21 protein-coding genes and 1 tRNA gene are annotated in these 22,890 nt (G+C 66.2%); 12 read left to right on the top strand and 10 right to left on the bottom strand.

The features are described 5' to 3' along the window. Positions 1-5: 5 nt before the first annotated feature. The 3 genes from QX039_RS19875 to chpT all read right to left on the bottom strand — a co-directional run bounded on the left by QX039_RS19875 (position 6) and on the right by chpT (position 4,203). Entirely contained in the window at positions 6-476 is a 471-nt protein-coding gene (locus QX039_RS19875; protein ID WP_172114528.1) for a chemotaxis protein CheW, read from the bottom strand. A 26-nt stretch (positions 477-502) separates the two neighbouring features. Next, complete coding sequence (locus QX039_RS19870; protein WP_315734104.1) at positions 503-3,298, bottom strand: hybrid sensor histidine kinase/response regulator; 2,796 nt, start codon at positions 3,296-3,298, stop codon at positions 503-505. 242 nt (positions 3,299-3,540) lie between these two features. Beyond that, positions 3,541-4,203 (bottom strand): histidine phosphotransferase ChpT, encoded by a 663-nt coding sequence (gene chpT, locus QX039_RS19865; RefSeq protein ID WP_315734106.1) that lies wholly within the window; start codon positions 4,201-4,203, stop codon positions 3,541-3,543. 236 nt (positions 4,204-4,439) lie between these two features. Between chpT and cysQ the strand changes: the two genes are divergently transcribed. Next, entirely contained in the window at positions 4,440-5,273 is an 834-nt protein-coding gene (cysQ, locus tag QX039_RS19860; RefSeq protein ID WP_315771792.1) for a 3'(2'),5'-bisphosphate nucleotidase CysQ, read from the top strand. A 14-nt stretch (positions 5,274-5,287) separates the two neighbouring features. On the opposite strand, the gene QX039_RS19855 is transcribed toward cysQ, so the two are convergent. Next, positions 5,288-5,797 carry a YHS domain-containing (seleno)protein gene (locus tag QX039_RS19855; protein ID WP_315757409.1) on the bottom strand — a complete coding sequence of 170 codons (510 nt, stop codon included), beginning with the start codon at positions 5,795-5,797 and terminating at the stop codon, positions 5,288-5,290. A gap of 119 nt (positions 5,798-5,916) precedes the next feature. On the opposite strand from QX039_RS19855, the gene QX039_RS19850 reads away from it, so the two are divergent. The 3 genes from QX039_RS19850 to QX039_RS19840 all read left to right on the top strand — a co-directional run bounded on the left by QX039_RS19850 (position 5,917) and on the right by QX039_RS19840 (position 8,300). Further along, a complete protein-coding gene (locus QX039_RS19850; protein WP_315771790.1) occupies positions 5,917-6,561 on the top strand; it encodes a DUF1134 domain-containing protein in 645 nt (214 codons plus the stop codon). 132 nt (positions 6,562-6,693) lie between these two features. Further along, complete coding sequence (locus tag QX039_RS19845; RefSeq protein WP_315771789.1) at positions 6,694-7,983, top strand: hypothetical protein; 1,290 nt, start codon at positions 6,694-6,696, stop codon at positions 7,981-7,983. Positions 7,984-8,225: 242 nt separating this feature from the next. Next, a tRNA-Val gene (locus QX039_RS19840) sits at positions 8,226-8,300 on the top strand. 308 nt (positions 8,301-8,608) lie between these two features. Here the strand turns inward: QX039_RS19840 and QX039_RS19835 are convergent. Next, complete coding sequence (locus QX039_RS19835; RefSeq protein WP_315734230.1) at positions 8,609-8,755, bottom strand: hypothetical protein; 147 nt, start codon at positions 8,753-8,755, stop codon at positions 8,609-8,611. Between the two features lie 303 nt (positions 8,756-9,058). Here QX039_RS19835 and QX039_RS19830 point away from each other — a divergent pair, with 303 nt between their 5' ends. Next, positions 9,059-9,259: a hypothetical protein gene (locus QX039_RS19830; RefSeq protein ID WP_315734232.1), complete on the top strand. Its 201-nt coding sequence runs from the start codon at positions 9,059-9,061 to the stop codon at positions 9,257-9,259. A 118-nt stretch (positions 9,260-9,377) separates the two neighbouring features. Here the strand turns inward: QX039_RS19830 and QX039_RS19825 are convergent, their stop codons facing one another. After that, positions 9,378-9,893, bottom strand: a complete 516-nt coding sequence (locus tag QX039_RS19825; RefSeq protein WP_315734235.1) for a hypothetical protein — start codon at positions 9,891-9,893, stop codon at positions 9,378-9,380. 130 nt (positions 9,894-10,023) lie between these two features. Then, entirely contained in the window at positions 10,024-11,571 is a 1,548-nt protein-coding gene (locus tag QX039_RS19820; RefSeq protein WP_315734237.1) for an acetolactate synthase large subunit, read from the bottom strand. Between the two features lie 278 nt (positions 11,572-11,849). Between QX039_RS19820 and QX039_RS19815 the strand changes: the two genes are divergently transcribed. Beyond that, entirely contained in the window at positions 11,850-12,422 is a 573-nt protein-coding gene (locus QX039_RS19815; RefSeq protein WP_315734239.1) for a L,D-transpeptidase, read from the top strand. 122 nt (positions 12,423-12,544) lie between these two features. Then, the gene (locus QX039_RS19810) at positions 12,545-13,285 is read left to right on the top strand and encodes a DUF2927 domain-containing protein (RefSeq protein WP_315735670.1); all 741 of its coding nucleotides are present in this window, start codon (positions 12,545-12,547) and stop codon (positions 13,283-13,285) included. 219 nt (positions 13,286-13,504) lie between these two features. On the opposite strand, the gene QX039_RS19805 is transcribed toward QX039_RS19810, so the two are convergent. The 3 genes from QX039_RS19805 to QX039_RS19795 form a co-directional block, all read right to left on the bottom strand. Next, positions 13,505-14,650 (bottom strand): M48 family metallopeptidase, encoded by a 1,146-nt coding sequence (locus QX039_RS19805; protein WP_315734241.1) that lies wholly within the window; start codon positions 14,648-14,650, stop codon positions 13,505-13,507. Further along, a complete protein-coding gene (locus QX039_RS19800; RefSeq protein WP_315735672.1) occupies positions 14,625-15,758 on the bottom strand; it encodes a DUF898 family protein in 1,134 nt (377 codons plus the stop codon). The genes QX039_RS19805 and QX039_RS19800 overlap by 26 nt, the downstream gene beginning before the upstream one ends. A 208-nt stretch (positions 15,759-15,966) precedes the next feature. After that, complete coding sequence (locus QX039_RS19795; protein ID WP_315734243.1) at positions 15,967-17,139, bottom strand: isovaleryl-CoA dehydrogenase; 1,173 nt, start codon at positions 17,137-17,139, stop codon at positions 15,967-15,969. Between the two features lie 218 nt (positions 17,140-17,357). On the opposite strand from QX039_RS19795, the gene QX039_RS19790 reads away from it, so the two are divergent. The 5 genes from QX039_RS19790 to QX039_RS19770 all read left to right on the top strand — a co-directional run bounded on the left by QX039_RS19790 (position 17,358) and on the right by QX039_RS19770 (position 22,890). After that, on the top strand, positions 17,358-18,653 hold the full coding sequence (locus QX039_RS19790; RefSeq protein ID WP_315734245.1) for a cytochrome P450: 1,296 nt from the start codon (positions 17,358-17,360) through the stop codon (positions 18,651-18,653). A 221-nt stretch (positions 18,654-18,874) separates the two neighbouring features. Continuing rightward, entirely contained in the window at positions 18,875-20,146 is a 1,272-nt protein-coding gene (locus QX039_RS19785; RefSeq protein WP_315734247.1) for a cytochrome P450, read from the top strand. A gap of 288 nt (positions 20,147-20,434) precedes the next feature. Beyond that, positions 20,435-20,980: a thiamine pyrophosphate-binding protein gene (locus QX039_RS19780; RefSeq protein ID WP_315734249.1), complete on the top strand. Its 546-nt coding sequence runs from the start codon at positions 20,435-20,437 to the stop codon at positions 20,978-20,980. Continuing rightward, positions 20,980-21,561, top strand: coding sequence for a thiamine pyrophosphate-dependent enzyme (locus tag QX039_RS19775; RefSeq protein WP_315734251.1), 582 nt, complete (start codon positions 20,980-20,982; stop codon positions 21,559-21,561). The genes QX039_RS19780 and QX039_RS19775 overlap by 1 nt, the downstream gene beginning before the upstream one ends. Before the next feature lie 162 nt (positions 21,562-21,723). Next, entirely contained in the window at positions 21,724-22,890 is a 1,167-nt protein-coding gene (locus QX039_RS19770) for an acyl-CoA dehydrogenase family protein (RefSeq protein WP_315734253.1), read from the top strand.

Genomic DNA, 22,890 nt, shown 5'->3' with positions numbered 1-22,890 from the left:
AGTGTTCAGGCCGCCATCTTGTCTGCTGCGAGCTCGAGCACGCGATCGACATCGAGGATGACCATCAGCTGACCGTCGAGGCGGTGCACGCCGCCGGCGAGCTTCGCCATGCGCGGGTCGAGATTGACCGGGTTCTCCTCCCGGCTCTCCTCGGGCAGCCGCAGCACCTCGCCGATCTGATCGATCAGGAGACCATAGGACTCGCCACGCAGATCGACGCCGACCGCCATCGGCGGCTTGCCGTCCTCGGCGCGGGCGAGGCCGAGCCGCGCCCGCATGTCGACGACGGTCACGATGCGGCCGCGCAGGTTGAGGACGCCGGCGATCTCCGCCGACGACAGCGGCACCCGCGTCACCCGCTCCGGCATGAACACGTCCTGCACCCGGGAGATGGGCAGGCCGAAGAGCTGACCGCCGATCATCGCAGTGACGTATTCGACGGCGGCGCCTTCGGTGGTTTCGATCTTGCTGCTCATCGCACGCTGCTCCTGTCCGCTTGCTGTCACGCGGCCCGCCGGTTGGCTTCGGCGCGCGCCCGTTCCTCGATCTGTTCCTTCAGCGCCGCGATCAGGCCGGGCCGGTCGAACTTGGCGATGTAGTCGTAGAGCCCGGCCTGGCGGCCGCGCTCGATCGCCGCCGGCGACACCAGCGACGACACCGCGATGACCGGCATCTGGTTCAGGTTCTGGTCGGCGCGGATCGCCTCGGTGAACTCGAAGCCGTTCATCTCCGGCATCTCGATGTCGGTGACGACGATGTCGAAGCTGTGCCCGGAACGCAGCGTGGCGAGGCCCTCGATCGCCGACGCCGCCGTGCGCACCTTGTAGCCGGCCGACTTCAACACCGGCGCCAGCATGTTGCGGAAGAACGGCGAGTCGTCGACCAAGAGCACCGACTGCGTCTGCGACTCGGTCGCCATCTCCTTGCGGATGAACCAGTCGGCGAACGCCATCGGCAGGAAGTGGCCGACGTCGATCACTTCCGTCGCCTGGCCCTTGATCACCGCCGAGCCGAGGATGCCGTCCTTGGCGCCGGAGACCTGGATGTTGAGCCGCTCCTCGACGATGTCGATGATCTCGTCGACCACGAGGCCCATCGCCCGGGTCTCGTCGGCGAACACCAGGATCGGCTGCGAGCCCGACGTCTGCACCGACACGCCTTCCATCTGCACCAAGGGCATCAGCTGGTCGCGGTACTGCACCATGTAGCGGCCGTTGGAGATCTCGATCTTGTCGGCCGCGATCTCCTCCAGGCGCGTGACCAGCGCCAGCGGCACCGCCTTGGGCTGCGCCGTGCCGGCGCGGAACACCAAGAGCGAGGTGAGCTGCTCGCCACCGATCGCGTGATGCGCGGCGTGTTCGTCGGATACCGCCTGCGAGGCCGAGCCGGCGGCGCCGAGCGCTTTCGCAATGCCGTTCGGATCGATGATCATGATCACGGCGCCGTCGCCCAGGATGGTGTTGCCCGAGAACATGTCGATGTGACGCAGCTTGGTCGACATCGGCTTGACCACGATTTCCTCGGTGTGGAACACGCAGTCGACCACGATGCCGAAGGTCTGGTTGCCGACCTGCGTCACCACGATGAAGCCGTTCTCCGGATCGGTCGACGAGCCGTCGTCGATCTTCAAGAGCTTCTTCAGATGCATCAGCGGCAGCAGCTTGTTGCGCAAGCGCAGCACCGCGGTGTCCTTGATGCGCTCGATGCGGTGCTCGGAGTTGGCGCGCGCGCGCACCAGCTCGACGACCGACAATTGCGGGATCGCGAAGCGGTCGCCACCGGCTTCGACGATCAGCGCCGAGACGATCGCGAGCGTCAGCGGGATCTTGATGGTGACCGAGGTGCCCTCGCCGAGCACCGACTTGATGTCGATGGTGCCGCCGATCTGGTCGATGTTGGTGCGCACCACGTCCATGCCGACGCCGCGGCCCGAGACCGAGGTGACGGCGGCCGCGGTCGAGAAGCCCGGCTCGAAGATGAACTTGTGGATCTGCGCTTCCGTCATCTTCTCGAGCTCGGCCTCGGTGACGAGGCCGTTCGCCAAGGCCTTGGCCTTGATGCGCTCGGTGTTGAGGCCGCGGCCGTTGTCGGCGATGCAGATGATGATATGGCCGCCTTCATGATAGGCGGACAGCCGGATGGTGCCCTGCTCGGCCTTGCCGGCCGCGGCGCGCTCGGCCATCGTCTCCAGGCCGTGATCGGCGGAGTTGCGCACCATGTGGGTGAGCGGGTCCTTGATCAGGTCGAGCACCTGGCGGTCGAGCTCGGTGTCGGCGCCGTGCATCTCGAGCTCGATCTGCTTGCCGAGCTCGGTGGCGAGGTCGCGGACGATGCGCGGCAGCTTCTGCCAGGCATTGCCGATCGGCTGCATGCGCGTCTTCATGACGCCCTCCTGCAGCTCGGCGGTGACGTTGGACAGCCGCTGCAGCGGCACCTTGAACTCGGTGTCCTCGTTGCGGCGGGCGATCTCGAGCAGCTGGTTGCGCGTCAGCACCAGCTCCGAGACCATCGTCATCAGATGTTCGAGCGTGTCGACGTTGACGCGGATCGACTGGTTGGCGACCTTGTCGTTCTCGTGCACCTCGCCATCGGCATTGGCCTTGGCGCGCGCCGCCTTCTTCGGCGCCTCGGCCCTGGCCTCTGCTTCCGCCTTGGCAGGCCCGGCCTTGGCGACCGGCGCCGGGGCAGCGGCCTTGGGCTCAGGCGCCTTCTCATGCGCGGGCGGCAACTCGATCGCGGTCTCGCGGAAGGCGCGCTCGAGCTCGTCGAGCGACACTTCGCCCGGACGCAGCGGACGCTCCAGCGTCTGGTCGATCAGCGAGCCGTGCGTGACCGCGGGCGCGGCCGGCGCTGCAGGCGCAAGCGGTGGCGCGGTCTCGCCGGCCATCGCGATCGGCTCCGCCGACGCGGCCATTGCCGCCATGCCGCGCTCGACCATGGCTTCGAGCTCGCTGATGAGATCGCGGTCCTCGCCTTCGGGCTCGGCCTCGTTGGCCTCGAGCTGTCCGAGGATGTCCTTGATGCGGTCGATGGTGGTGAGGATTAGCGTCACGGCCTCGCCGGTGACCGGCATGCCGTCGCGGAACTTGCCCATCAGGGTCTCGGCGGCATGCGCCAGCGCTTCGAGCCGCGGCAGGCCGAGGAAGCCGCAGGTCCCCTTGATCGTGTGCACCAGCCGGAAGATGTTATCGAGGATCTTGGCGTTGTTCGGCTCCTGCTCGAACCGCACCAATTGATTATCGACGGTGTCCAGGCTCTCGCTGGTCTCCGTCAGAAACTCACGCAACAGGTCATCCATGAAACTGGCCTTCGCACGCAACGGAACGCGACATGACGCGCCCTTCAAACCGTGGCCAGTTTCGGTGCAAAGCGTTTAATATTAGTTGAGTAAGCGCAAATGAACGGACTCAACAAAGAGATAAGATGCATCCGGACAAATTCGGACCCATCGGCAAGGCTTGATTAACCATGGTGAATGGATTGTTGCGTCTGTCCCACGACACGAGGTCGCAGGACTGACGCGGCAGGACGTCTGCCAGATCAGGCCGCCTGCACGACCATCGCGTTGCCGTCGGCGGTGAGCGTCACCTTGAGGCCGCAGGCATCGGCGAGCAGACGGGTGTAGTAGGGCTGCACCGCGTGGGCATCGATGGTCGACTGCAATTCGCCGCCAAGCAGATTGACGATGTTCTGCGGCAGGCGGGCATTGAGCCCGGTGGCAGCGACGCGGAAGCTCATGGACTCGCCGTCGCCGATCGGGTCGACGGTCAGCATGCCGCCGCGCGGGATCGTCTGCTGCGCCACCACCATCATGTTGAGCAGCAGCTTGACCCGGTTCTTGGGCAACAGCAGCCGCGGCAGATTCCAGGTGATCGAGGTCTTGGCGTCCTCGATGTGGCCGCGCGCCATGGTCTGGGCGTCGCCGAGATCGATCTGCGCGCCCGCAGAGCCGGCCGCACCAAAGGCGAGGCGGCAGAACTGCAGCCGCGCCGACGCCGTCTTGGCGCTCTTGCGGATCAGCTCCAGCGCGAAGTCGCGATCCTCCGGCTTCGGATTGTCGTCGAGCACCTCGAGCCCATTGACGATCGCGCCGACCGGACTAATCAGGTCGTGGCAGACCTTCGAGCAGAGCAGAGCGGCAAGTTCGAGCGTATCGGGAGCGGGAATCGGATTGGCGATCTCGGGAGAGGACGTGCCGGACATTCGATGTTCCTGAAATCCGCGAACCTGGGCGAATCATGCTTGCGTTAACGCTTGATACACTGCGAAAGCATGGACCGCCACCGGACTGAGGGCGGGACACGGGAAAGTACGTAGCGGTTTTCCCGGCAGCCGCAGCTCAATGAACGTGCGAACGGCCGTACCCGGATGCGCCGGCGCCAGAACAAGGATACGATGATGCAAGCTGCGTACGGAACGGCCGGAAGGAGCACCGCGCAATGACGACGGCACCGACTGCAGGAACCGTCGAGGTCGAGGCCGCCGCCGCGCTGATGACGCCCCTGACGGAGCTCGTCGTCGAGGCGGCCTACGCGATCCTCGCCGTCAACCGCCGCGCCATGGCTGTCACCGACAAATCCGACGGCTCGCCGGTCACCGAGGCCGATCTTGCCGCCGACAGGGTCATTGCCGAAGGGCTGGCACGGCTGGCGCCCGCGATTCCCGCGCTGTCGGAGGAACGGGTCGGGGCGAGCGCAGGACCGTTCAATGGCAGCTTCTTCCTGATCGATCCGCTCGACGGCACCAAGGAGTTCGTCGCCGGGCGCGGCGAGTTCACGGTCAATCTGGCGCTGGTCACCGGCGGCAGCCCGCTGCTCGGCATCGTCTGCGCGCCGGCCATCGGCCAGATCTGGCGCGGCCTGGTCGGCCGTGGCGCCGAGCGGCTGTCGTTCACGGAGGCGGGTTTGGCGGCCGCCGAGCCGATCCGCACCCGGCCGATGCCGCCGCAGGGCGCGGCATGGGTCGCCGCAGTCAGCCGGTCGCATGGCGATGCCCGCACCGAAGCCTTCATTGCGGCCCGTCCGGGCGCGGTGCGCCTGCCGCTCGGCTCGGCCGTGAAGTTCGGCCGGCTCGCCGAAGGTCTGGCCGACATCTATCCGCGGCTCGGCCCAACCTCGGAATGGGACGTGGCGGCAGGCCATGCCGTGGTCGCAGCCGCCGGCGGCGCCGTCACCAGCGAGACCGGCGCGCCGTTGCGCTATGGCGAGCGCCCCGACGGCTTCATCGTGCCGTCCTTCATCGCCTGGGGCGACCCGGCTGCGGTGAGGATTTGAGACAGCCCTACCGCCTACTGCGGCAGATCCTCCTCGAGCGCCGGCCAACGAGCTTCCGCCCGCGGCAGATAGCGGCTCGGGTCGGCCGCGAAGGCGTCGCGGCTTTCCTCGCGATTGAACAGGAACAGCCGTTCCTCGACCACGACGAAGAAGCGCGGGTTGCCGGCCACCGTCACGCCGCGAGCCACATCGGTCGGGTCGTAGCCGCCGAATTGCGGGCCGTAGACCTCCGGATGGGCCAGGAAGGAGGCACGATTGCCCTCGTTGCGAAACCGCCAGACCACCCCACCCTGGGACGCCTCGAAATCCGGCAGTCCCAGCAGGGCCTTGCCATCCACGAAATAGGAAACGGGGTCGAAGCCGTCGATCGCCAGCCCGCTGAAGCGGTCGGAGATGATGCGCTGCGTCGTGGCCGCCGGCGCGCCGACCGGCAGCAGCAGCGCAGCGAGCGCGATAGCGGCAATTACAAGGCGAAACAGCGACTTTGATCCGGTCTGGTTCGGTTGTTGCCGTTGTGCGGTCATAGTTGGTGCCGATAACATGGGAGTCGCAGGGGCATCGCCCCTCGCCCGACAATCGCCCGATGGGGTTGGCGTCAGGTTAAGGCGAGGCTCGGGCAGCCGATAGCAGGGGATTTCCATCGATGAGTTTCGCATCACGCCTTGCCGCCGCGACGTTAGCGGCCGTGCTGGCCATGACCGCGTCGGTCGCCGCGCAGCAGGCGCCCCCGCCTGCTGCGCCGCCCTACCAGGCTGCGCCGCCGTATCAGCAGCCCGCACCGCCGCCGCGGCCTGCGCCGAGCCCGGACAGCTTCAATCCGGACGAGCTCGTCAATGCCGGCCACCGCTTCTTCGGCAACGTCTCGCGCGGCCTCGCCTCGGTGATCGAGCGCGCCGTCAGCCAATGGGGCCTGCCGAACGGCTATATCCTGGGCGAGGAAGGCGCCGGTGCTTTCGTCGCCGGTCTCCGTTACGGCGAGGGCACGCTCTACACCAAGAACGCCGGCGACCTCCGCGTCTACTGGCAGGGCCCCTCGCTCGGCTTCGACTGGGGCGGCGACGGCGCCCGCACCATGACGCTGGTCTACAATCTGCCGGCCACCAGCGCGATCTATCAGCGCTTCGTCGGCATCGACGGCTCGGCCTATATCGTCGGCGGCTTCGGCATGACGGCGCTGACCGCCAACAACATCGTGCTGGTGCCGATCCGGTCCGGGATCGGCCTGCGGCTCGGCGCCAATGTCGGCTACCTCAAGTTCACCCCAAGTGCGACCTGGAACCCGTTCTGAGGTCGCCGGCTGGTACCGCTAGGACACGTTCTCCCGCGACGGATCAAGGTTAACACGGCATTGGGCTGGCGTTGAATCAGCCCGCCGTGCATTGTGATTCCGTTAATCATTTTGGACCGGGAGTTGTGCGTCATGGTCGAGCCGATCATGTATTTTGCGATCGGTTTTCTGATCGCCATGCTCTGTGCGCTGATGATCGTGCCGCTGGTGCACAATCGTGCGGTACGGCTGACGACGCGCCGGCTCGAGGCGGCGACGCCGCTGTCGATGGCCGAGATCCAGGCCGACAAGGATCAGCTGCGCGCGGAGTTCGCGATGTCGGCGCGGCGGCTGGAGATGAGCGTCGACGCGCTCAAGAACAAGGCCACCGGCCAGCTCGCCGACCTCGGCAAGAAGACCGACGCCATCAACCGCATGAAGATCGAGCTCGGCGAGAAGAACGCCGCGATCTTCGCGCTGGAGGCGCGCGAGAAGGCGCTGAAGGACCAGCTCCGCGCCACGGAAGAGGAGTTCGCCGCCAAGACCGAGGCGCTGCGCGCCGCCGAGCAGGCGCTGAAGGAGAAGCAGGCCGAGCTGGTCCGGCTGAGCACCGAGCTGAACGACAAGGCGCTGCTGGCGGACAGCCGCCAGGTCGAGCTGGTGTCGGTCAGGACCCAGATCGAGGAGCTGCGCAGCCGCGTGGCCGACGCCGAGAAGGAATTCTCCGCGACCCAGACGCGGCTGGCGCTGGAGCGCGACGAATCCGACACCGCGACCAAGGCGCTCAACGACGCCCGCGCGCGGGTCGAGAATCTCAGCCAGCGCGTCACCGAGCTCGACCGCCAGCTGATCGTCCAGGTCAAGGAAGCCGAGATGCTGGCGACCCGCGTCGCCGACCTCGAGAGCCGGCTGTCGACCCAGGGCAAGCTGCTTGCCGAACGTGATTTCGAGAACAACCAGTTGCGCGAGGCCAACGTGGCCGCCGACCGCGCCTTGAAGGAGCTGCGCGAGGAGCTGGCCGGCTTCGGTAGCGGCAAGTCAGCCGCATTCGAGCGGCTCAAGTCCGAGAAGGCCGCCCTCGAAGAGCAATTGCAGGCCGCCCGCGACGAGCGCACCAAGCTGCAGCGCGAGATGAACGCGATCCAGCAGCAGGCCGAGAGCACCTGGGCCCAGGAGCGGATGGAGAACGCGCTCTTGCGTGAGCGCATCAACGACATCGCCGCCGAAGTGGCCAAGCTCGCAATGCAGATCGAGGGCCCGAACTCGACCATCGAAGCCATGCTGGCCGCCGAGCCGGCCCCCGCCAAGCCGGCCAACGCCAATGGCGTCGCCGCGGCTCCGGCCGCTGCAGCCGGCGCAGGCGGTCCGCAAGGCGGCACCCTGGCCGACCGCATCCGCGCGCTGCAGTCTCATGCCTCGCGAGCACGGCAGCTCGGGGCCTGAGGCCGCCGGATCGGCGCCGAGTGCGGCGGATATCCGCCCCTCGCTTCAGTATGGAGGCCGGCCCGCGAGAGGGCCGGTTTCGGCCCCTATCGAGGACGGGCCACCGCACCCCGGCAGTTTTCCTCGCCAGCGGCGCCGCAAATCCTTGACACCCCCTGCCCGCGCTTCGTAAATCGCGGGCTCCGACGGACTGCTTCGGCAGCTGCCTCTTACGGCCCCACGGCCGGCAGCCACCAGGATCCGGGCGCATAGCTCAGCGGGAGAGCGTTCCCTTCACACGGGAGAGGTCCAAGGTTCGATCCCTTGTGCGCCCACCATTGACCTCTGAATTTGCGCGTCCGTTCCGTGTTTACTACCGTCCATCTGGCCGCCATCGCATGATGACGATCGGGGCACCGCCAGTGGACGCTCGGCGAGCTTGACCTTGCATTGGCCGAGTTCACATTCCGGCAGGCCGAAGCGGCCGATGTCGACCGGTAGTCCGAGCTGCTTCCCTGGCGAGAATGTCGGCGTCCTCGTCGTGGGATCGCGCGATCTCCATGAGAATCCCGGCCGCGACGTCCCGCGGCAGGCAGATATGATCGACCATCCACAGCGGCGCCATGGCCGCTTCGCGCTGACAGGTCTACGCCTTCCGCAACGGCGCGAGCTTCTGCAACGCCTGCTCGCGACGCTCCGCCCGAGCGTCGGCGACTGCATCGCGCGCGAGCGTCTCGATCTCCTCGGAAGAGCGGACCGCGCTCAGGTTGTTCGACTTTCCGTTCTTCCCCATGAAGCCCGAAGCTATTCCATTTGGACCAGAGGCCGACGTCGCAGCAACGGCCGCGGCTACGCATCGAATGTGCATCGAGGCATTTGGATCGCCGCACCCGGCCATTTTGACCTCGCTCGTCCCCGCATGGGCGCCCTGCACCCAGCACATCAGTCACAGAATGCACCTGCTACCTCCGCGGGGCCGGCGCAAGGCGGCTTTTGCGGGGCGGCGCTCTCACGTTTTCCTGATTCCTGCGTCAGAACGCCGCGACTCGAATCCGCCTATGGTCCGGGGCGTTTCCAACCCACGGAGGTTTTCCGCATGCGTAAACTGATCATCGCCACCGCCGCCCTCGCGTTCGTCTCGTCGGCCGCTCTTGCCCAGTCCACCGAGAAGCCGATGACGACCACCGGCCAGTCGGCGAAGAGCGGCGACGCCATGGGCGGGGGCGACGACATGAAGATGAGCAAGACGAAGAAGAAGTCGGCGAAGAAGTCGTCCGGCGACGCCATGTCGAAGTAGGGCGTGGGCGCGCCTGTCCGCAGGCTCCACATGCGCGACGAGATCGGGCCGCTCCTCTCAGGGGCGGCCCTTGTTCATTCGCGTCGACCGCGATCGCGCACCTCTTCTGCGAGATGTCTCAGCCGGCGGCGAGTCCCATCTGCTGCAATCGCCCCGCGAACCAGGCCGACAGTCCCGGATCGATCCGGGCGCCGACATAGACCTCCGGCGTGATCACGCTGCGGCGGTCGAGAATCACCAGCACGCCGATCCAATAGGCGAACCACAGATGCGGATCGGTCAGCGCCATCAGCTTGTGGCGGTCATGCGCCAGCGGCTGGTGGTTGCCGGCCTTGCGGACCTCGATCGCCAGCAGATTGTCGGGCACGGCACGCTTGTGCACGACGATGTCCGGGTAGACCGATTTGCCCAGCTCATCGTCGGTCGAGACGATGGTGCCACGCGGCAGCAGCATGGCGCGGTCGCCGAGCCGATTGTAATCGCAATCGACATCCCACCCCAGGAAGTTGCGTTCGAGATGCACCGCCAGCCGATGCGTCAAGGCGCGCTCGCCGAGATCACGGTCGAGGATGAAGCGCTCGCGCGCATAGAACTCCTGCAGCGCAGAGATCAGCCGGTTCAATTCACTGTGCATGCCGCTCAGATACAGGAGAGAAGGACACCTCACCATCAACACGCGATCGGCGTGAGTCGCCAACCCCATAAATGAGGCGATGCGCCTTCCCTCGGCCGGCGGCCGTTTTGCGGCCGCCAGCGTTGCGGATTTACATCTGCACTTCGATCAGGCGCGGGCCATATTCGGCATTGGCCTCGGCCAGCGCGGCATTGAACTCGTCAGCCGAGGTGACGGCGCGGCCGGGGACGCCCATGCCCTTCGCCATGGCGACGAAGTCGAGCGTCGGGCGGTCGATCTTGAGCATGTCCTGGGCGCGCTGGCCCGGCTCGCCGGCGCCGACGCCGTCGAACTCGCCGCGCAGGATCTGGTAGATCCTGTTGGCGAACACCACCGTGACGACGTTGAGGTTCTCGCGCGCCTGGGTCCACAGCGACTGGATCGTGTACATCGCGCTGCCGTCGCCCACGAGGCACATGACCTTGCGGTCCGGGCAGGCCACCGCGGCGCCGGTCGCGACGGGGGTCGAGAAGCCGATCGAGCCGCCCATGTTCTGCAGCCAGTCATGCGGCTTGGCGGCCGCCGTCGGCGGGAAGAAGCCGCGGCCCGTGGTGATGGATTCGTCGACGATGATCGCGTTCTCCGGGATCGCATAGGCGATCGCCTGGGCGATGGTGGTGTGGTTCAACGCGCCGGTGGGCTTGATCAGCTCGGCGAGCGGCTGCGGCTTAACGTCGGCGGCCTTGGCGCCGAGATGGCCGGCGAGCGCCTCGAGGGCGGCGGCCGAGTTCTCGCCCCAGGCGGTCATGCGGTGCACCTCGGTGCCCTCGGCCTTGAGCATGCTCGGCTTGTTCGGATAGGCGAAGAAGGCGACGGGGTCGTTGGCCTCGACCAGCACGATATGCTTGTAGTTCTTCAGGATCGGCAGCGCCTGCTCGATCACGTAAGGGATGCGGTCGATCGAGAACCGTCCGGCGCCGCGCGCCATGCGCGGGTGATAGGTCTGGCCCATCACGCGGCAGCCGGTCTTGCCGGCGATCTGCTGGGCGAAGGTCAGAGCCTGCTCGGTCAATGCGCCCGCTGTCATCAGCACCAGCGTCTCGGGGCCGTGGGCGTGCAGGATCTTCGCGGCCTTCTCGACCGCGTCAGCCGAATAGCTCGGGCGCTGCGCCTCTCCCGGAACCTGGGCAATGCCGTCGACCTCGTTCCAGGCGGTGTCAGCGGGCAGGATCAGGGTGGCGATCTGCGGCGGCGCGCTCTTGGCGGCGGCGATCGCGGCGGCGCCGTCGGCAGCCACGGCCTTGGCGCTCGGCGAGGTCCGCACCCAATCGGACATCGGCCGCGCCAGGCCCTCGATGTCCGAGGTCAGCGGCGCATTGAAGCCGATGTGGTAGGTCGCGTGCTGGCCGACGATGTTGACGATGCCCGAGCGCGCCTTCTTGGCGTTGTGCAGGTTGGCGAGGCCGTTGGCCAGGCCAGGACCGAGATGGAGAAGCGTCGAGGCCGGCGTGCCCTTCATGCGGAAATAGCCATCTGCGGCGCCGGTCACCACGCCCTCGAACAGGCCGAGCACGCAGCGCATGCCCTCGACGCGGTCGAGCGCGGCGACGAAGTGCATTTCGGAGGTGCCCGGATTGGTAAAGCAGACGTCAACGCCCCCTGCGACCAGGGTCCGTACCAGGCTTTCCGCACCGTTCATCATGTTCTCCTGCTGATTCCGCGCACTATTTGCAATGCCGGGCAGATCAATCATTGTTCGCCCGCGGCGTCAAAGGGGCTGGCCGCATTGCTGCCATCGCCACGGTGCTCATGCGCGGGCTTGGCTAACAGGATGTTGGTCCAGGACGCGCGCGATTGTCCGTGGGATTTGGGTCACGGACCGTCGCCACATACCGGCCTCACGCCGCCGTGGGTTGCGAAGTGCAACCGTTTATGGCCTGTCTGCGAACGGAATTTGATGTTTGCCAGGGGACGGAAATGAAGCGCTGTTTGGCTTTGGGAATTGCTGCGGTCGCGTCGGTGGCAAGCGCCGGGATGGCGCGGGCGGAAATGTTCGACACCAGGGACCTCTTCGGCGGCGGGCCGAACTTCTATCAGAGCGGTGTCAGCCCGATTCCGCGCCAGACCGTGATGTTCCAGAGCCAGTATGCGCCAGGCACCATCGTCGTGAGCACCAGTGAGCGCCGGCTCTATCTGGTCCTGCCGGGCGGCCAGGCGCTGCGCTACGGCATCGGCGTCGGCCGTGACGGGTTCCGCTGGAGCGGCGTGCACCGCATCTCCGCCAAGAAGGAATGGCCGGCCTGGACCCCGCCGTCGCAGATGCTGCGGCGCCGGCCCGACCTGCCGCGCCACATGGCCGGCGGCATCGAGAACCCGCTCGGCGCGCGCGCAATGTATCTCGGTTCAACGCTGTACCGAATCCACGGCTCGAACGAGCCCGAGACGATCGGCCAGGCGGTATCGTCGGGCTGCTTCCGCATGACCAATGACGACGTCGCCGACCTCTACGACCGCGTCTCGGTTGGCACGACCGTGATCGTCAAGAACTAGAGCCGCACTCGACCACGACGATGAGGCAATGTCACAGCGCGCATCCTCGCCACGAGCATCCGTGCTCCTGGCGCCCCCTGCGGAGCGCGGTGGCGGCCGCGCTGGCTGCGCTTGTGACCGCGATGGTCCCGCTGCCGGCGTCGACCACCGAAATTCCGGCGATCGCCGCCCGCCAGCGCATCGAGAAGAAGAGCTTCACCGACGCCGAGATCACCGACGGCTTCTTCAAGACCGCGTTCGGCGCCGAGTATCACCTGGCGGGCCGGGTCGACCGCATCCGGAAGTACAGCGCACCGGTGCGGGTGTTCGCCGATGGCCGCCGCGCCGATCGCAAGGCGCAGCTCGCCAAGGTCGTCAGCGACATCGCCGCGCGCATCCGCAACCTCGACATTGCGATGACCGACACCGACGGCGACGCCAATGTCCGCGTCAAGCTGGTACGCGACCGCGATCTCTACCACACCATCAGCCAGTCCTATGGCAGCGAGCGCGCGCGCGAGATCAAGACCTCGCTGGATCCGCAATGCCTGTCCGGCTTCCGCAAGAACGAGGCGTTCGAGATCGAGCATTCCGACGTCATCCTCACCGTCGACAACGGCGATTTCGTCTTTCTCGACTGCGCCTATGAGGAGCTCCTGCAGTCGCTCGGGCCGATCAACGACACTTCGAGCGTGCCCTGGACCATGTTCAACGACAACGTCTCGATGGGCTATTTCGACGTCTACGACCAGTACATCCTCAACCTGCTGTACGATCCGCGCGTCAAGGCCGGCATGACGCTCGCCGAGGTCAAGGCGGTGCTGCCGGACGTGCTGGCCGATGTGCGGGCCTGGGTGAAGAAGACGAACAATCTGGCGGAATAGGTGTCGGCGCTGCCATCTCACCAGCAGTGCCGTCGCTCAACCCGCGTCGAAGCAGACGCGCACCGCTCTCACCCCGTCATTGCGAGCGCAGCGAAGCAATCCAGAATCTTGCCGCCGAGGACATCTGGATTGCTTCGCTGCGCGCTGCGCTCGCAATGACGGATGAGAGAGGGTCGATCGTCCCGACGAGCCGTGCGTGAGGCGCCGGATCGCCGGCGGCTACTTGCAAATTCCCTTCAACGCCCGCCACTCGTCCGCACTCAGCAGCGGCGGGCCGCTCGGCGGCCGGTCCTCGGCGCGCATGCGGGCGAGACGGTCCTCGCTGAGCGGATGGCTGGCCCACAGCGACGGGCGCTTGCCATCCTCCTTGCCGGTGATGCGAAACAGCAATTCGCCCATCGGGCGCGTCGGCCGTCCGAGCTTGTGCATCACGTCGATCGCGAAACCGTCCGCCGCCGCCTCCGCCTCGCGCGAATAGGACGCATTGATCATGGCCCGCGAGGCGAAGATCGCCGCGCCCGCGCCGGTGACGTCGCCGAACAGCAGACCGATCAGGAATGAGCTGCCGCCATTGTGGATCAGCTGCCGCAGGTTGTCGCGGTGCTTGAGGTGGCCGAGCTCATGCGCCAGCACGCCGGCGACCTCGTCGGGGTCATTGGCCTTGTCGAGCAGCCCCCTGAACAGGAAGAATTGCCCGCCCGGCAGCGCGAAGGCGTTGGGGATCGGCGTGTCCAGCACCTGCGACGCGATGCTGTCGTCGAGGCCGGCGGGGCGGCGCAGCGCCGTGACCAGCTTGGCGAACGCGGCCTGCCCGGCCGCCTCGCTGCAAAGCTTGTCGCCGAACACGGTCTGGATCTGCACCACGGCGGCCTCGCCGAGATGCCGCTCCATGGTCGGCGGCACCAAGGGCGTCAGCCGATCGGATGCGAACGGAATCACCACCAGCACGACGGCGACGATCGAGGCGACGGCGGCCAGCGACCAGCCGACGATGCGCGCGATGGCGCCGCGGGTCATCCTGTTCTGGTCGATATGGCTGCAGCGCGCGATCAGCTCGGCCGACAACGCCGCGTCGCGGATCTCCAGCCGTGCCAGCGGCGACGCCGACAGGCAGCTCACGCGCAGCGTGCCGCTCGGGCCGTCGACGCGGCGGATGTCGGCATAGGGCCAGGAGACGAAATTGTCCGCGCTGCGCATCACGAGCTGATTGGCGAAGCCGATCGTGACCGTCTGCCGCCGGTTGGACAGGCCGTCGAAATAGACCGCAGGGCCGCCGAGCGGAGCGGCCGGCTCGACCGGCGTGGCGGCGGCCGGCGCAGCAGCGGCCACCTGCCCGGGATCAGAATCCGGCGACGTCGAGTCCATCGGCAAATCCTTCGCCGAGCGCGCTGGCCAGATCGCCCTTGGCGGCGACATTGGCCATGGCCTCGATGCCATGCACTTGAACCGACTGCAGCACGGTCGCCCACATGTCGCGCACCAGATAGAGCCGCATCACGACGTTGAGCGCCAGGATCCAGGCGATGTAGCCCAATCCGACCAGCACCAGCATCGGCACGTTGTCGGACAGCGCCTGCGCCTGAGGCCGGCCGTCACTCCCCGGCCCCAGCAATCTGAGCATCAGTGCGGCGACACCGCCGAAATAGGCGCTGGAGGCGATCGACAGCAGAAACCACCAGCCGATCACCTTCCAATAGAGACCATAGAACGCATTGCCGGGCAGGTCCGATTCCAGACGCACGCCGCCGAAGCGAATGCCCGACAGCCACCAGCGCCACTCGATCGCTTTGAACTGCGCATAGACGAACGGAAACAACGGAAACAGCAGCAGCGCAAACGGCGCGATGACCCACAGATACCAGGCGCGCTTGAAGAACTCCCAGCCGCGTCCCTCGAAGTCGCCGCTGAGATCGCCATAGTGCGAATGTCGCATCTTGTAGCGCTCGAGCGCGGCGGCGCGCCACGGCCAGGCCAGCCCCAGCGTGACCACCGTCAACAAGGTCCACAACATGGCGCGCCCGGCATAGGCCCAGCCCGAACCCGTCATCCAGAACCGGATGCCGCGCCAGACCGTGCGCGTCAGCCGGTAGCGGCGCGCGCGGAAGATGGCGAACTGGCCGAAGGCGTAGAAGGCGATCACCAGCGGCACGCTGGCGAAGCCCTGGTAGCGCTCGGCCTCGACGCCGATGAGGAAATAGGCGAGATAGATCGGGACCAGGATCGCCATCGCGAACAGGAAGCCGATCAGGAGCTCCTTGCCGCGCCCGGTATATTCTGCGGCATCACCGTCGACAGCCGTGTTGACCCAGAGATGCCGGCGGATGTCGGTCGCGAGCCAGAACCGGTAGAAGCCCAGTGTGATCAGTTCGATGGCCGCCCCGCGGCTGACCAGCCGGAAGAACTCGCCACGCGCACCTGAGAAGGTGGCGGTGAGAGGCGGAAGCGGCGGCAGCTGCTCCGGAACGTAACTCATCTGGTTCACGGCTCAGGGCCTCCGACACACGCAAAAGATCTACAATATACCTCGATTGTTCGTCGCCGGGACGACTCCGAGGTTCGACGTATTTTCTACGCAAGTCGGCCGGAAAAAAACACCGGCCTCGACGAGGATGACTAAAATATCTGCATCCGGCCGGTTGGCGAACGCATGTCCCGCATGCGCCAACCGCTTGGTCGGCACCTCAAGACGTCTTGTCGAACAATTCCCGCCCGATCAGCATGCGCCGGATCTCGCTGGTGCCGGCGCCGATCTCGTAGAGCTTGGCGTCGCGCAGCAGCCGCCCGGTCGCATAGTCGTTGATGTAGCCGTTGCCGCCGAGCAGCTGGATCGCATCGAGCGCACATTGCGTCGCCTTTTCGGCGGCGAACAGAATCGCGCCCGCCGCGTCCTCGCGCGTGGTCTCGCCGCGATCGCAGGCCTTGGCCACCGCATAGACATAGGCGCGCGCGGCGTTCATCGTCGTGTACATGTCGGCGACCTTGCCCTGCACGAGCTGGAAGGTGCCGATCGGCTGGCCGAACTGCTTGCGCTCATGCACGTAAGGCAGCACAGCGTCCATGCAGGCCTGCATGATGCCGAGCGGACCTGCGGCGAGCACCGCGCGCTCGTAGTCGAGGCCACTCATCAGCACGTTGACGCCGCGGCCGACCTGCCCCAACACGTTCTCCTCCGGCACCTCGCAATCCTCGAACACCAGCTCGCAGGTGTCCGAGCCGCGCATGCCGAGCTTGTCGAGCTTCTGCGCGGTCGAGAAGCCCTTCATCCCCTTCTCGATGATGAAGGCAGTGATGCCGCGCGGGCCGCCCTGCGGATCGGTCTTGGCGTAGACCACCAGCGTTTCCGCGATCGGACCGTTGGTGATCCACATCTTGTTGCCGTTGAGGACGAAGCGATCACCCTTTTTGTCGGCGCGCGTCTTCATCGACACCACGTCGGAGCCGGCCTGCGGCTCGGACATCGCCAGCGACCCGACATGCTCGCCCGAGATCAGCTTCGGCAGATATTTGCGCTTCTGCGCCTCGTTGCCGTTGCGGCGGATCTGGTTGACGCAGAGATTGGAGTGGGCGCCGTAGGACAGGCCGACCGAGGCCGAGGCGCGCGAGATCTCCTCCATGGCGATGCAGTGCTCGAGATAGCCGAGACCCGCCCCGCCATACTCCTCCTCGACGGTGATGCCGTGCAGGCCGAGCTCGCCGATCCGGGGCCAGAGGTCGCGCGGAAACTGGTTGGAGCGGTCGATCTCGGCGGCGCGCGGCGCGATCTGCTCCTGCGAAAAGCTCGCCACCGTCTCGCGGATTGCGTCCGCAGTCTCGCCGAGATCGAAATTGAACATGCGCTGCGCGTTGGCGATCATGGGGCGGCCTCCTGCTAGTCTTCTGCTTTGCAACAATCGCTCAAAGCCATATTCCGTGACGTGGCGCTTGTCACGCCCGACGTCCGGACAAATACCAGCGTTGCGACGCAAGACCGGCCCGGCGGCCCAAACTCCGCGCTTGCCCCGCGCTCCCGGGCAGGATGTAATCGCGCCCGACATCGCCGGACAGCTAGAATCCGGCCATCAGGGAGACGTCCATGCACGGGACCACCACGACGGCCGAGGCACAGCGACACGCCGCAGCAGGCGACCGCGTCAACGACGCGGCCGCCAGTCGCGCCGCATCGTTGCCGCTCGCCGAATTCGACCCCGGTCATCCGGAGTTGTTCCGTACCGACACGCACTGGCCCTATTTCGACCGGCTGCGTCGCGAGGATCCGGTGCACTACTGCAAGGAGTCGATGTTCGGCCCCTACTGGTCGATCACCCGCTACGACGACATCATGGAGATCGAGACCAACCACGCGGTGTTCTCCTCGGCGTCCGCGCTCGGCGGCATCACCATTCGCGACGTCGACCCCGACCTGCGCCGCGAGAGCTTCATCGCGATGGATCCGCCGCGCCATGCCGCGCAGCGCAAGACCGTGGCGCCGATGTTCACGCCGACACATCTCGACGAGCTCGCGATCAACATCCGCAAGCGCTCCGCCGAATGCCTGGACAATCTGCCTGTTGGCGAGGTGTTCGACTGGGTCGATCGTGTCTCGATCGAGCTGACCACGCAGATGCTGGCGGTGCTGTTCGACTTCCCCTGGGAGGACCGCCGCAAGCTGACGCGCTGGTCGGATATCGCGACCACCATCCCGGGTCCGGACGGGCTGGTCGCGACCGAGGATGAAAGGCAGGCCGAGCTGATGGACTGCGCGCGCTATTTCGCGCGGCTCTGGCAGGAGCGCGTCAACCAGCCGCCGAAGAGCGACCTGCTGTCGATGATGGCCCACAGCGAGGCGACGCGGAACATGGATCCGAAGAACTTCCTCGGCAATCTCGTGCTCCTGATTGTCGGCGGCAACGACACCACGCGCAACACCATGTCCGGCAGCATCTATGCGCTCAGCCAGAACCCGGATCAGTACCGCAAGCTCAAGGATAACCCCGCGCTGATCGACAGCTTCGTCCCCGAGGTCATCCGCTGGCAGACCCCGCTCGCCCACATGCGCCGCACCGCGCTTTTCGACATCGAGTTCCGTGGCAAGCAGATCAAGAAAGGCGACAAGGTCGTGATGTGGTATGTCTCGGGCAACCGCGACGAGGCCGCCATCGAACGCCCCTACGACTTCATCATCGACCGTATCAGACCGCGTCAGCATCTGTCGTTCGGCTTCGGCATCCACCGCTGCGTCGGCTTGCGATTGGCCGAACTGCAACTCAAGATCATCTGGGAGGAAATCCTGAAGCGATTCGATCATATCGACGTGATGGAGGAGCCAAAGCGGGTCTATTCGAGCTTCGTGAAGGGATATGAGGCATTGCCGGTCAGGATTGCGGCTTAAGTTGTATTGAAGACGAATCGGGTCCGACACGAACGGTCCCGTAGGGTAGGCAAAGGCGGTCGCGCATCGCGCGAATGCTGTGCCCACCATCTTTCGATTGGCGCGAAACGCGGTGGGCACGCTTCGCTTTGCCCACCCTACGCGTCCTGCTCGCGACGACAGGCGAGCAGACTTATGACTTGTCTCGATTGTCGAGCGACTGTTTAGCAAAGGACGCCCCCATGACCGCCCAGGCCGCGCTTCGCTCCGATAAGGCCGATCTGCTGCGCGACGCGCGCCTCGAGGCCTATTCCACCCCGATCGAGGACTTCCATCCTGGCGCACCACGGCTGTTCCAGAACGACACGATCTGGCCGTGGTTCGAGCGGCTGCGCAAGGAGGCGCCGGTGCACTACTGCACCAAGGCGCCAATCGAGCCCTATTGGTCGGTGACGCGCTATCACGACATCATGCATGTCGACACCAACCACGCGATCTTCTCCTCGGACGTCAGCAATGGCGGGATCATGATCCGAGACGTGCCGCCCGGATACGAATGGCCGAGCTTCATCGCGATGGATGAGCCCCGCCATGGCGAGCAGCGCAAGACGGTGCAGCCGATGTTCACGCCGGACCATCTCGACGAGATGGCGGTACTGATCCGGCAGCGCTCGGCCAAGGTGTTGGATTCGCTGCCGCGCAACGAGACCTTCAACTGGGTCGAGAAGGTCTCGATCGAGCTGACCACGCAGATGCTGGCGACCCTGTTCGATTTCCCGTTCGAGGAACGCCGCAAGCTGACGCGCTGGTCCGACGTCTCGACCGCGCTGCCCAAAAGCGGCATCGTCTCGTCGGAGGAGGAGCGCCGCCGCGAGCTCGGCGAATGCGCCGAGACCTTCGGCCGGATGTGGAAGGCGCGCCAGGCCGAGCCTGGCCGCGACCTGATCTCGATGATGGCGCATAGCGAGGCGACGCGGCACATGACGCCGGACAATCTGATGGGCAACCTGATCCTGCTCATCGTCGGCGGCAACGACACCACGCGCAACACCATGACGGCATCGGTGCTGGCGCTGAACGAGAACCCGGCCGAGTATCAGAAGCTGCGCGACAATCCGGCACTGATCGAGACCATGGTGCCTGAGGTGATCCGCTGGCAGACGCCGCTCGCCCACATGCGCCGCACCGCGCTGGTCGATACCGAGCTCGGCGGGAAGACGATCAAGAAGGGCGACCGCGTCGTGATGTGGTACGTCTCGGGCAACCGCGACGGGGAGGTGATCGAGAATCCGGACGCCTTCATCATCGACCGCAAGCGGCCGCGCATCCATTTGTCATTCGGCTTCGGCATCCATCGCTGCGTCGGCATGCGGCTCGCCGAGCTGCAGCTGCGCATCGTCTGGCAGGAGATCCTCAAGCGCTTCGACCGTATCGAGGTCGTGGGCGAGCCGAAGCGGGTCTATTCCAGCTTCGTGCGCGGCTACGAGAGCCTGCCGGTGCGGATTCCCGGGTGAGCTCCAGTCGACCTCTTCCAAATGGACACTCGTTCAGTCGACCGAATTCGGGCCTCATGGTTCGAGACGCCGCTACGCGGCTCCTCACCATGAGGGTGAAGGCCCGCCTGGATGAGCGAGGCTCCAGACCCTCATGGTGAGGAGCGCCGCTTGCGGCGCGTCTCGAACCGTGGGGCCTTAGCTGCCTATAACGGCATGGCTGGGTCCACCGGGATTCAATGGGCTTCGACGGTCGTTTCTGGCTAAATCATCCGCTGCACCACGGGTGCACACGAACCACAGGACGCCATGGCCGCTTCCGATACACCAAGCCCCAGCCCCGACTGGCCGCTCGCCATCTACCAGGCGCTGAAGGCTGCCGACGTCCGGCAGCTCTGCTACGTCCCCGATGCCGGCCATTCCAGCCTGATCAGCCTCGCCCATGACGATCCCGCGATCGCCACCACGGTCCTCACCACCGAGGAGGAAGGTATCGCGCTCTCCGCCGGCGCCTGGCTCGGCGGCCAGCGCGCAGTGCTCCTGATGCAGTCGAGCGGCGTCGGCAATTGCGTCAACATGCTGTCGCTGCTGGCGAGCTGCCGCTTCCCGTTTCTCAGCTTCGTGACCATGCGCGGCGAATGGGCCGAGTTCAATCCGTGGCAGGTACCGATGGGCAAAGCGACGCAGGCGGCCTTCGAGATCATGGGCGTCACGGTGTTCCGGCTGGAACGTCCCGAGGACGCCGGCGAGATGGCGGCCGCTGCAGCGAGGCTCGCGTTCGACAGCGATCAGCCGATCGCGGTGCTGATCTCCCAGCGCATGATCGGCGCCAAGAAGTGGACGGAGGCGAAGTGATGGGAGCACCGCTCGACCGCCGCACCGCCGTCAAGGCGTTGCTCCATGATCGCGGCGATCTGCTGGTGATCAGCGGCCTCGGCTCGTCGTCCTACGACGTGTTCGCCGCGGGCGATCACGACGCGAACTTCTATCTCTGGGGCGCGATGGGCGGCGCGGCCATGATCGGCCTGGGTCTCGCACTGGCGCAGCCATCGCGCCCGGTCGTCGTCATCACCGGCGACGGCGAGCAACTGATGGGGCTCGGCAGCCTCGCGACCTCGGCGGCGAAGCAGCCGAAGAACCTCTCGATCGTCGTGCTCGACAACGCCCATTTCGGCGAGACCGGGATGCAGATGAGTCATTCCGGGCTCGGCGCGAAGCTGGAGCTGATTGCCGCGGGCGCCGGCTTTCCCTCGGTGAGCACGATCGAAACGCGTGCCGCACTCGACGCCTTCCGGCCGAAGCTGCGCGATCGGCAGGGTCCGCATTTCGCCCGCGTGACGATCTCGACCGATCATGTCGACCGCGCGTTGCCGCCGCGCGACGGCGTTTTCCTGAAGAGCCGCTTTCGCGGCCATCTCGGATTTCCCGTCAGCTAGAACGCGATCACCGCGCGGGCGCGCCATGCCGCTGGGGCGGGGCCGGACGCGCGCGGCGTGGTCATTCCCTGCTTGCCAAGGCTGGCATGCTTCGTCATAGGCTATGACGAACAAGCATAGGGAGACCGCGGGGCCGCGCGACAGCGGTCCGCGGAGCAGCGCATGACCGAACACCATCCGCACGACGATTATGCCGACATCCGCGACGCGGTGGCAAAGCTCTGCGCCCAGTTCCCCGGTGAGTATTGGCGCAAGCTCGATCGCGAGATGGCCTACCCGTCCGCCTTCGTGGATGCGCTGACACAGGCTGGCTATCTCTCCGTGCTGATCCCCGAGGAATATGGCGGCGCCGGCCTGAAGCTGTCGGCTGCGGCAGCGATCCTCGAAGAGATCCAGCGCGCCGGCTGCAATGGCGGCGGCTGTCATGCCCAGATGTACACGATGGGCACGGTGCTGCGTCATGGCAATGCCGAGCAGAAGGCCAAGTGGCTGCCAAAAGTCGCAAGCGGCGAATTGCGGCTGCAGGCGTTCGGCGTGACCGAGCCGACCTCGGGCACCGACACATCGTCGCTGAAGACCTTCGCCAGGCGCGACGGCGACAGCTACGTCGTCAACGGCCAGAAGATCTGGACCAGCCGCGCCGAATATTCCGACCTGATGATCCTCTTGGCGCGCACCACGCCGAAGGACCAGGCGCAGAAGCGCACCGACGGTCTCTCCGTCTTCATCGTCGACATGCGCGAGGCCAAGAAGGCCGGGCTCACCATCCGCCCGATCCGGACCATGATGAACCACGCCACGACGGAAGTCTTCTTCACCGACATGCGCGTGCCGGCGGAGAACCTGATCGGCGAGGAAGGCAAGGGCTTCCGCTACATCCTCTCCGGCATGAACGCCGAGCGCATCCTGATCGCGGCCGAATGCGTCGGCGATGCCAAATGGTTCATCGCGAAAGCCACCACCTATGCCAAGGAGCGCGTCGTGTTCGGCCGGCCGATCGGCCAGAACCAGGGCATCCAGTTCCCGATCGCCAAGGCCTATGCGTCGATGCGGGCCGCCGAGCTGATGGTCAAGGAAGCCACGCGCAAATACGAGGCCGGGCTCGACTGCGGCGCCGAGGCCAATATGGCCAAGATGCTCGCCGCCGACGCGTCGTTCGAGGCGGCCAATGCCTGCATCCAGACCCATGGCGGCTTCGGCTTCGCCGAGGAGTACGACGTCGAGCGCAAGTTCCGCGAGACGCGGCTGTATCAGGTGGCGCCGATCTCGACCAACCTCATCCTGTCCTACGTCGCCGAGCACGTGCTCGGCATGCCCAGGTCGTATTGA

Origin of the sequence: Bradyrhizobium sp. SZCCHNR1043, from assembly GCF_032489675.1 — a bacterium.
Classification (GTDB): domain Bacteria; phylum Pseudomonadota; class Alphaproteobacteria; order Rhizobiales; family Xanthobacteraceae; genus Bradyrhizobium.
This window is presented reverse-complemented; position numbering and strand designations above follow the sequence as displayed.